Source organism: Alcaligenes endophyticus, from assembly GCF_026344035.1.
GTDB classification, from domain to species: Bacteria; Pseudomonadota; Gammaproteobacteria; order Burkholderiales; family Burkholderiaceae_B; genus Alcaligenes; species Alcaligenes endophyticus.
Map to the genome: position 1 here is coordinate 330677 of NZ_JAPKND010000004.1, position 8884 is coordinate 339560.

Below are 8884 nucleotides of genomic sequence, written 5' to 3' on the forward strand. Positions count from 1 at the left end.
GCGATAAGAAAAAAAGCTTAAGTTCGGAGCTTTATCGAACTTAAGCTTTAATAATCAAGCACTGCCGAAAAAGAACAGCGGCTTAATTTATGCGGCCATGACAATGCTTATATTTTTTACCGCTACCACAAGGGCATGCATCATTACGTCCAACACGAGGTACTTCGTCTACTGGTAGTTCATCAATACCAGGATCCTCACCACTTAATGCTGCATCATAATCAGAGTGATGAAAACGCACGTTTTCCATCACAGGTTTTTCTTGCTCGATTTGCTCTGCCGCTTCAGGACTTTGGATGCGTACTGTCATCAATACACGTACAACCTCATCACAAATACGGTCTAGCAAATCAGAGAATAGGGCAAATGCTTCGCGCTTATATTCCTGCTTGGGATCTTTCTGCGCATAACCACGCAAGTGAATACCTTGGCGTAAATGATCCAAAGACAGCAAATGAGAGCGCCACTGCATATCTATCGATTGCAGCATAATAGCCCGCTCAAAATTGCTCCAGTTTGGTTGCCCTACTGTTTGAATTTTTTCCTCAAGTTGCACCCGTGACTGCTCTAAGACTCGTTCAAGTAAATCTTCTTCTGTAACATTGGTCTCGTTCTCTAGGATCTCTGCCAAAGGCATACTGATTTGATAGGTAGACTCAAGCGTAGCCGTCAAGCCAGCAATATCCCATTGCTCTTCCATAGACTCTTCTGGCACAAAGTCGCGAAACATACGAGTAATCGCTGCCACACGCAAGCTAGCGATAGTTTCGCTAATATCTGACGATTCCAAGACCTCGTTACGCTGAGCATAAATCACCTTACGCTGATCGTTAGCGACGTCATCATACTCAAGTAGTTGCTTGCGAATATCAAAGTTACGAGCCTCGACCTTACGCTGAGCCGACTCGATGGATCGCGTAACCATACGAGCTTCGATGGGCTCATTCTCAGGCAAACGCAAACGCTCCATTATCGCTCGCACTCGATCCCCAGCAAAAATACGCATAAGCGAATCATCTAGGGAAAGATAGAATCTTGACGAGCCTGGATCGCCCTGACGCCCTGCACGACCGCGCAATTGATTATCGATTCGACGCGACTCATGCCGTTCTGTACCGATAATACGCAAGCCACCAGCCTGCTTAACTTGTTCATTAACAGGCAGCCACTCTGCGCGAATAGCCTCTAGCTGCTGCTGTTTTTCCTGCTCACTCAGGTCGGGGTTGGTTTGAATCTCTGCCACCTGACGAGCAATACTCCCCCCCAATACGATATCCGTTCCTCGTCCAGCCATATTAGTAGCGATCGTGATATGCCCTGGCTTACCGGCCTCGGCCACGATATCTGCTTCGCGTGCATGCTGCTTAGCATTCAGCACTTCGTGCGGCAGTTTGTACTCTTTTAAGCGATTCGAGATGAGCTCGGAATTCTCAATACTTGTCGTGCCGACCAGTACCGGTTGGCCGCGCTCATGGCAATCTTTAATATCGTTAATAATCGCGTGGAATTTTTCAGCGTCTGTTTTAAATACCTGATCATTTTGATCAAGACGCTGCATCGGGCGATTAGTGGGAATAATAACGGTTTCTAGACTATAAATTTCTTGGAACTCATAAGCCTCAGTATCCGCGGTACCCGTCATACCTGCCAGCTTCTCGTACATACGGAAGAAGTTCTGGAAAGTAATAGAAGCCAAGGTTTGGTTCTCGTTTTGTATACGGACCCCTTCTTTAGCCTCCACCGCTTGATGCAAGCCATCCGACCAACGGCGACCACTCATCAAACGCCCAGTGAACTCATCCACAATGACGATTTCATCATCTTGTACCACATACTGCTGATCGCGGAAAAACAAATTATGTGCCCGCAATGCCAACATGAGATGGTGCATTAATGATATATGACGCGAATCGTACAAGGACTCGCCTTCAGGCAATAATCCTAGCTCAGCCAGAATACGCTCGGCATTCACATGACCAGCTTCTGAAATATGTACTTGCTGATTTTTTTCATCAACCCAATAGTCGCCTTCAGGCTCAGGCTCTTGTGGGCGTGGCTCTTCGCTCATGCGTGTCAGCATAGGCGGTAAAACATTCATACGAATGTAAAGCTCGGTATTGTCTTCGGCTTGGCCGGAAATAATGAGCGGAGTGCGTGCCTCGTCGATCAGGATGGAGTCTACCTCGTCGACGATAGCAAAGTGCAAACCACGCTGACGACGGTCCTCAGCGCGATATTCCATATTATCGCGTAAGTAGTCGAAACCAAATTCGTTATTGGTACCGTAAGTAATGTCAGCCTGATACGCGGCGATTTTCTCGGCATTATCTTGCTGAGGGACCACTACCCCTACACTCATTCCTAAGAAGTTATACAGGCGCCCCATCCACTCGGCATCGCGACGTGCTAAGTAATCGTTCACCGTAATCACATGCACACCTTTGCCCGTCAGTGCATTGAGATAGACGGCCAGCGTGGCCATTAAGGTTTTACCCTCACCGGTGCGCATTTCAGCAATTTTTCCGTTATGCAGCGCTATAGAGCCTAACATCTGCACATCGAAGTGACGCATACCAAACACACGCACACTGGCTTCACGCACAATGGCAAAGGCTTTGGGTAACAGGCTGTCGAGGGACTTACCCTGTTGATAAGCCTCGCGCAATTCAAGCGTAGCAGCAGCAAACTGCTCGTCAGTGTATTGCTTTATTTCTGGCTCTAGCGCGTTAATGCGCTCAACCATCTTACGGTACTGTTTGAGCAATCGATCATTGCGACTGCCTATAAGCTTTTTCAGCAAAGAAACCATTCTTGTATCGTCTATGAGGGACCGGACTGCAGGAATACGAATACTTGCAACGATACCCCATTTCCTATCCATAGAGGTTAAAGGGAAGCGCAAGCTAACAATACAGTTTAACGCACATGTGCGTTATTTTTGTGAATCTGTGCTGTTCAATTGCGCATAACGTCTTTCTTCAGGGGCTCGGTCGGCCAAAAACACCAAAGGATCCAATGCTTGACCGGCCATTCGCACTTCGAAATGCAAGTGTGCGCCGGTAGACTGGCCCGTGGAACCCACTCGCGCAATCATTTGACCTTTCTCAACCACGTCTCCCAATTTAGTAATAATTGAAGAGGCGTGGGCATACCGTGTAACGAGACCGTTACCATGATTAACCTCCACCATCTTGCCATACCCAGGTACATAGCGCGCCTCGGTCACAACACCGCCGGAGGCAGCATAAATCGGCGTTCCCCTTGGCGCAGGAAAGTCGACTCCCTCGTGCAAGGTATGCCGGCCTGTTACTGGGTGTCGCCGCCAGCCAAAAGCCGATGACATCTCGCTGGAGTCTATGGGGCGATAATTAGGCAATAAAGCCTCAGCACCGCTACGCTGTGTTAACACTGAGTCCAGCATAGATAGCCAGTCTTCTTGGTCGGACATCTGCTGTGCTAACGCATCCAGCTTTTCACCTAAGGTATCCGAACCCCAGGAAAACTTATCCGTCATCAAGCTATCGGCGGCGTCTGGGGCATCGCTGGCGCTGGGCTCTAGGGCTCCCATTAGCTCGGGGTCGGTGTAAGCTAGCCCAGCAGACTGAGCAACTCGTTTGCCTAAACCGTCCATAACAATAAGCTTTGCCTGCATGACGCCAATGCGTTCGGCCAAATGATTAATACTGTCCCGAGAAGTGGCCTCAATACGAGCCTGATGCTCCAGCAAGCCTTGGCTTAACACTGGGTCAGTGGGCACCAAATGCGATTGCACCCAAGCCCCTGCTGCTGCCGATACGCCTAAGGCAAGTAAAGCAGCCGCGATCAGTATCCCCTTAGAGGGGCCTTTGGCGGTAGAATCAAGAGACCGTTGCTTACGTAAAAACCTCACTATTACTCATCCAAATTATGTCTCGGCCCCCTGCAAAACCTCGCTCTAGCCTTTTTCAAACCTCTGGCACTCATGCCATGGGGTGGCTAGCTGCGGATGCACATGGCGCCCAGGTACTAGAAACAGCACGTCAGCTTCAGACGGCACAAACCTATGTAGAACAAGCTTTACCTCCAGCTCTAGGCCGGGCTTGTCAAGTTGCTCGTATTGACAGACAACAAATGTGGCTTGCAGTTCCCAGTGCTGCCCATGCGGCTAAGCTACGGCAATTAGCGCCCACTGTCGTTCGACACATGAACCAAGCTGGTTGGAACCTTACCGAAGTTTTGGTGCTGGTACAAGCTCATTTATTTGTCGCAGCGACAAAAGAGTCTGTACGTAATATAGAGTGTTTAGATGAACAGGCGCTGAACGCTTTTGAAGAGCTACTTACCCATGTACAAGCGGGGCCGCTGGCGGCAGCCATAGACCGCTTATTAAAAAACCATCGTAGCTAAGCGTAAGGATTAGGCAAATTTCCACTCACTGGTGTAAGCATGTGGAGCTTCTGCAGCAGATTCAAACGATACAAATTCCCAGCTATCTTGCGCGGCCAATAGCGTACGCGCAAGTTGGTTATTCAAACCATGACCAGACTTGCACGCCACATAGCGCGCAATTAACGGATGGCCAATTAAATACAGATCACCAATAGCATCTAAAATTTTATGCTTTACGAACTCGTCTTCGTAACGTAATCCGTCGCTGTTAAGAACTCGATATTCGTCCATAACAATAGCGTTATCTAAACTGCCACCGCGCGCCAAACCTGCAGCACGCAAAGCCTCAACCTCGCTAGCGAAGCCAAAAGTGCGGGCACGAGCAATGGTTTTTACGTAAGAGTCTTGGGCAAAATCAACTTCAGCAAAATTGGCTGTAGCATTAATTGCAGGGTGTTGGAAGTCAATCGAAAACTGTAAGGCAAATCCTTCGTAGGGCTCTAGTCTCGCCCACTTAAGATCATCCCCCTCGCCTTCCGAAACCTCAATGGTTTTTAAAACTCGGATAAACTTTTTCGCCACCGCTTGTTCTTGCAGGCCTGCTGACCTTAGCAAATACACAAACGTACCGGCACTGCCATCCATGATGGGTACTTCTTCGGCAGTAATATCAATGTGTAAATTATCAATACCCAAACCAGCTATCGCAGACATTAAATGCTCTACCGTAGAGACACGCACATTGTCTTTTTGTAATACGGATGCCATACGCGTACCGCCCACTAAACTGGCCTGAGCAGGCAGGTCAACAGGTGGTTGAATATCAACACGGTGAAAGACTATTCCGGTGTCGGGTGCTGCAGGACGTAAGGTAATCTCAACCCGGCGACCAGAGTGCAGGCCTACCCCTTTGGTACTGATAGCGCTTTTAATAGTGCGTTGGCGTAGCATAGCTGTTCTTCTTGCTAAAACAATATTGCAGAATAATAAGTGTAACCGCGTTCAATGGTTTGCACTACGAGAGAGTGTCAGGCTTTGTAGACGCGTGCCTAGAGCGTAAAATTTACGACGTTTGCGGCAAGCAGCAGCGGGTTGGACAAAAACTTCGTCCAACCCCTGGTGTGTGAGTCATCAAAAGGCGATTCGGGCTTCGCCTTCCAACTTAATCTGCTTGCTTACGTAAGAAAGCAGGAATATCAAAATGATCCATACCAGCCGTTTCCAAGGCACGTACTTGCGCTGATGCTTGGCTACGAGGGTTACGAATCACCGCCGGTACATCCGCATGGCTAAAATCCGGGGCGACATACGGGCTATCGTCAGTTCCTGTGCGTAACACTTCGGCATTACTTTGTACGAGCTGAGGACGCGCCTGAGTGCGACCCAAACCCGTTGCTACGACAGTGACTCGTAAGCTATCGCCCATAGACTCGTCATAAGCCGTACCGAAGATAACGGTTGCATCTTCTGCAGCGTAGCCACGTATGGTGTCCATAATCTCGCGTGTCTCGCGCATTTTCAGCGTTTTACTCGAAGTGATATTTACCAACATGCCGCGTGCACCATGAAGATCCACACCTTCCAGCAACGGGCACGCAATAGCACGTTCGGCGGCAGCTCTGGCGCGATCTTCGCCTGCAGCGATCGCCGTACCCATCATGGCCTGACCCTGCTCACCCATAATAGTTTTTACGTCTTCAAAGTCAACGTTTACGTTTCCTTCCACGTTGATAATCTCGGCAATACCAGCGCAAGCATTATGCAACACGTCATCGGCTGCTTTAAAGCAGTCAGATTGCGTCGCATCTTCATCCATCAAGTCGTACAGATTCTCATTCAGCACAACAATTAACGAGTGCACATGTTTGCTTAGCTCATCTATGCCTTCTTCAGCCATCCGCATGCGGCGATTGCCTTCAAATTCGAACGGCTTAGTCACCACACCCACGGTGAGAATGCCTAATTCTTTGGCGACTTCGGCCACGACCGGGCCTGCTCCTGTACCCGTACCTCCCCCCATGCCTGCTGTAATAAACACCATATTGGCACCATTTAGAGCAGCTCGAATTTCTTCACGAGCTGTTTCTGCGGCGGCACGGCCTTGTTCAGGCTTAGCTCCTGCTCCCAATCCAGTGCGTCCTAGACGAATCTGTACAGGCGCTTCAGAGCTTGCTAGAGCTTGAGCATCCGTATTTGCACAAATAAAGTCTACGCCCTGAACGCCAGAACGTATCATGTGCATCACTGCATTACCGCCAGCTCCCCCAACACCTACCACTTTAATCACTGTGCCATTGCGGCTAGTGTCTAACATTTCGAAGTTCATCATGATTAACTCCCACACAAACTACATTAGTAAAGTCCCAAACTGCTTCCCGATTCAAGCTGGTTTGGAATCGACTCAAACGCATCGCCAACCGTGGATTCGCAAAACGTTTGATGCGTCTCCAAGATAGGCCATCAAACCTATCTCTAAGAGCCGATTGGCTCTTAATTCATAAACCATTCGCGCATACGCGCCAGCAAACTTTTAACGCTGCCCTTTTGCTGTGCTACTTTACGTCCCCGTGCATGCTGCACACGAGCTTCACTCAATAAACCCATAACGGTAGAAAAACGTGGATTGTGCATCACATCAGCTAAGCTGCCTTCATAGCTAGGAACTGCTACCCGTACTGGCTTTAAAAACACGTCTTCTGCCAACTCAACAATGCCCGGCAACATAGCTGTCCCGCCGGTTAACACTACGCCGGAAGATAGTAAGTCCTCGTAACCTGACTCTCGTAAACTTTGCTGTACGAAAGTAAACAGTTCTTCCACCCGTGGCTCAATCACCGCCCCTAGAGCCTGACGTTTCACTTGGCGATTTGGTCTGTCACCCAGGCCAGGCACTTCGATCATTTCGTCTGTGTGTGCCAAGCCCTGTTTAGCCAAACCAAACCGCAACTTAATTTCCTCTGCATCGGGTGTGGGCGTGCGCAACATCGCAGCAATATCACTGGTGATCTGATCGCCTGCAATCGGGATCACGGCCGTGTGACGTATCGCCCCTCCTGTGTAAATGGCTATATCTGTAGTACCACCACCAATATCCACCAACACCACACCTAGCTCTTTTTCATCTTTCGTTAAACAAGACAAACTGGATGCTAAGGGCTGCAAAATTAAGTCTTGCACTTCTAATCCGCAACGACGCACGCATTTAACAATGTTTTGCGCTGCACTGACAGCCCCGGTGACAATATGAACACGTACCTCTAAACGTAAGCCGCTCATTCCTATGGGCTCGCGTATGTCTTCCTGAGAATCCACGATGAATTCCTGCGTAAGCACATGCAGCACCTGTTGGTCTGTGGGGATGTTGACCGCCTTTGCCGTTTCTATGACTCGCATTACGTCGGTAGCTGTTACTTCCTTATCCTTGACTGCCACCATGCCGCTTGAGTTAAAGCTAGTGATATGACTGCCAGCAATTCCCGTGTAGACCTCCCGTATCTTGCAGTCAGCCATTAATTCGGCCTCTTCTAAGGCTCGTTGTATCGAGTTCACCGTACTTTCAATATTGACTACTACGCCCTTGCGCATACCTTGGGACTCATGTTGCCCCAAACCCAATACTTCAAAACGGCCCTCAGGCAGAATCTCCGCAACCACCGCCACCACTTTGCTGGTGCCTATGTCCAGAGCAACGATGAGGTCTTTGATGTCACGAGTCATATATTTACTTCACAGTAGTAGTAGGAACCGGGGTGAGCATAATTGCAAACCCATTCGGATAACGTAAATCAGCACTAGCCAAGGTCCGGTCGCCCAAACGCTGCATTAAAGCCGGCCAAGCTTGAACAAATCTTTCAATACGTGCGGCAAAAGGCAAAGCGCCTTGACGCCCATGCAGATCGGCCACATCAGCGCCCGGATCGCGCCCTAAATTTAAATGCACTCCGTCAGAAAGGTTGACATCCCACGCGTAGCGGGGGCTTAAACTGACTTCCTGTACCTGCAAGCCCAGCGGCGCAAACCAACGAGCCAATTCCGCATAGCGCTGCACTACCAACCGCTCTGACGAGGGGGGGCCACTTAGCTGGGGCAAGCTGACTTCGTCAGGCACGACTGCACGATTAGCACTAAAAGCCTCGCCCCAAGTGTTAATCATTTCATTCTCATTCCAATAAGCCAGAGGTTGTTGCTCTTCGATACGTACTGTTAGCGCATTGGGCCAAACTCGTTGAATTTGAGCTCGGCGCACCCACGGTGCGGACTCGATCAGCTTTCTGGCGCTATTTAAATCCAAGGTAAAAAAATTGCCTGCTAAACGCCCTGCTACCGTCGCAGCCACCCCTTCTGGGGTGACAAACACTAAGGGCCCCTCTTGCACTGCTTCTATCTGTATGCGCTGAATGGTAAAGTAAGGTCGACGCACTACCCACACCAGCACACCCACTACCAAAGCGCTAACAGCCAGTAAAGCTATCGCGTTGGCAATCATATTGGTTAGGCGGGCGTCAGTAAACATAGC

Annotated in this window: 7 protein-coding genes; 1 reads left to right on the forward strand and 6 read right to left on the reverse strand. The window is 49.4% G+C overall.

The annotated features are described in order from the left end of the window. Nucleotides 1-82 precede the first annotated feature (82 nt). A complete protein-coding gene (gene secA / locus OSH01_RS09870; protein WP_266123921.1) occupies nt 83-2809 on the reverse strand; it encodes a preprotein translocase subunit SecA in 2727 nt (908 codons plus the stop codon). A gap of 123 nt (nt 2810-2932) precedes the next feature. Next, the gene (locus OSH01_RS09875) at nt 2933-3889 is read right to left on the reverse strand and encodes a M23 family metallopeptidase (protein WP_266123922.1); all 957 of its coding nucleotides are present in this window, start codon (nt 3887-3889) and stop codon (nt 2933-2935) included. Between the two features lie 77 nt (nt 3890-3966). Here OSH01_RS09875 and OSH01_RS09880 point away from each other — a divergent pair, with 77 nt between their 5' ends. Further along, the gene (locus OSH01_RS09880; protein WP_266123923.1) at nt 3967-4386 is read left to right on the forward strand and encodes a DciA family protein; all 420 of its coding nucleotides are present in this window, start codon (nt 3967-3969) and stop codon (nt 4384-4386) included. A gap of 9 nt (nt 4387-4395) precedes the next feature. Here the strand turns inward: OSH01_RS09880 and lpxC are convergent, their stop codons facing one another. The 4 genes from lpxC to OSH01_RS09900 form a co-directional block, all read right to left on the reverse strand. Continuing rightward, nucleotides 4396-5319 carry a UDP-3-O-acyl-N-acetylglucosamine deacetylase gene (lpxC, locus tag OSH01_RS09885; protein WP_266123924.1) on the reverse strand — a complete coding sequence of 308 codons (924 nt, stop codon included), beginning with the start codon at nt 5317-5319 and terminating at the stop codon, nt 4396-4398. A 211-nt stretch (nt 5320-5530) separates the two neighbouring features. After that, on the reverse strand, nt 5531-6697 hold the full coding sequence (ftsZ, locus tag OSH01_RS09890) for a cell division protein FtsZ (protein ID WP_266123925.1): 1167 nt from the start codon (nt 6695-6697) through the stop codon (nt 5531-5533). Between the two features lie 161 nt (nt 6698-6858). Beyond that, complete coding sequence (gene ftsA / locus OSH01_RS09895) at nt 6859-8085, reverse strand: cell division protein FtsA (RefSeq protein WP_266123926.1); 1227 nt, start codon at nt 8083-8085, stop codon at nt 6859-6861. A 4-nt stretch (nt 8086-8089) separates the two neighbouring features. Next, on the reverse strand, nt 8090-8881 hold the full coding sequence (locus tag OSH01_RS09900) for a cell division protein FtsQ/DivIB (RefSeq protein WP_266123927.1): 792 nt from the start codon (nt 8879-8881) through the stop codon (nt 8090-8092). Between the last annotated feature and the right edge of the window lie 3 nt (nt 8882-8884).

Bases quoted from the DNA above. Each gene is read 5' to 3' on its own strand.
- OSH01_RS09880 (WP_266123923.1), top strand. From the start codon at position 3,967: ATGGGGTGGCTAGCTGCGGATGCACATGGCGCCCAGGTACTAGAAACA.
- ftsA (WP_266123926.1), bottom strand. From the start codon at position 8,085: ATGACTCGTGACATCAAAGACCTCATCGTTGCTCTGGACATAGGCACC.
- ftsZ (WP_266123925.1), bottom strand. From the start codon at position 6,697: ATGATGAACTTCGAAATGTTAGACACTAGCCGCAATGGCACAGTGATT.
- lpxC (WP_266123924.1), bottom strand. From the start codon at position 5,319: ATGCTACGCCAACGCACTATTAAAAGCGCTATCAGTACCAAAGGGGTA.
- secA (WP_266123921.1), bottom strand. From the start codon at position 2,809: ATGGTTTCTTTGCTGAAAAAGCTTATAGGCAGTCGCAATGATCGATTG.
- OSH01_RS09900 (WP_266123927.1), bottom strand. From the start codon at position 8,881: ATGTTTACTGACGCCCGCCTAACCAATATGATTGCCAACGCGATAGCT.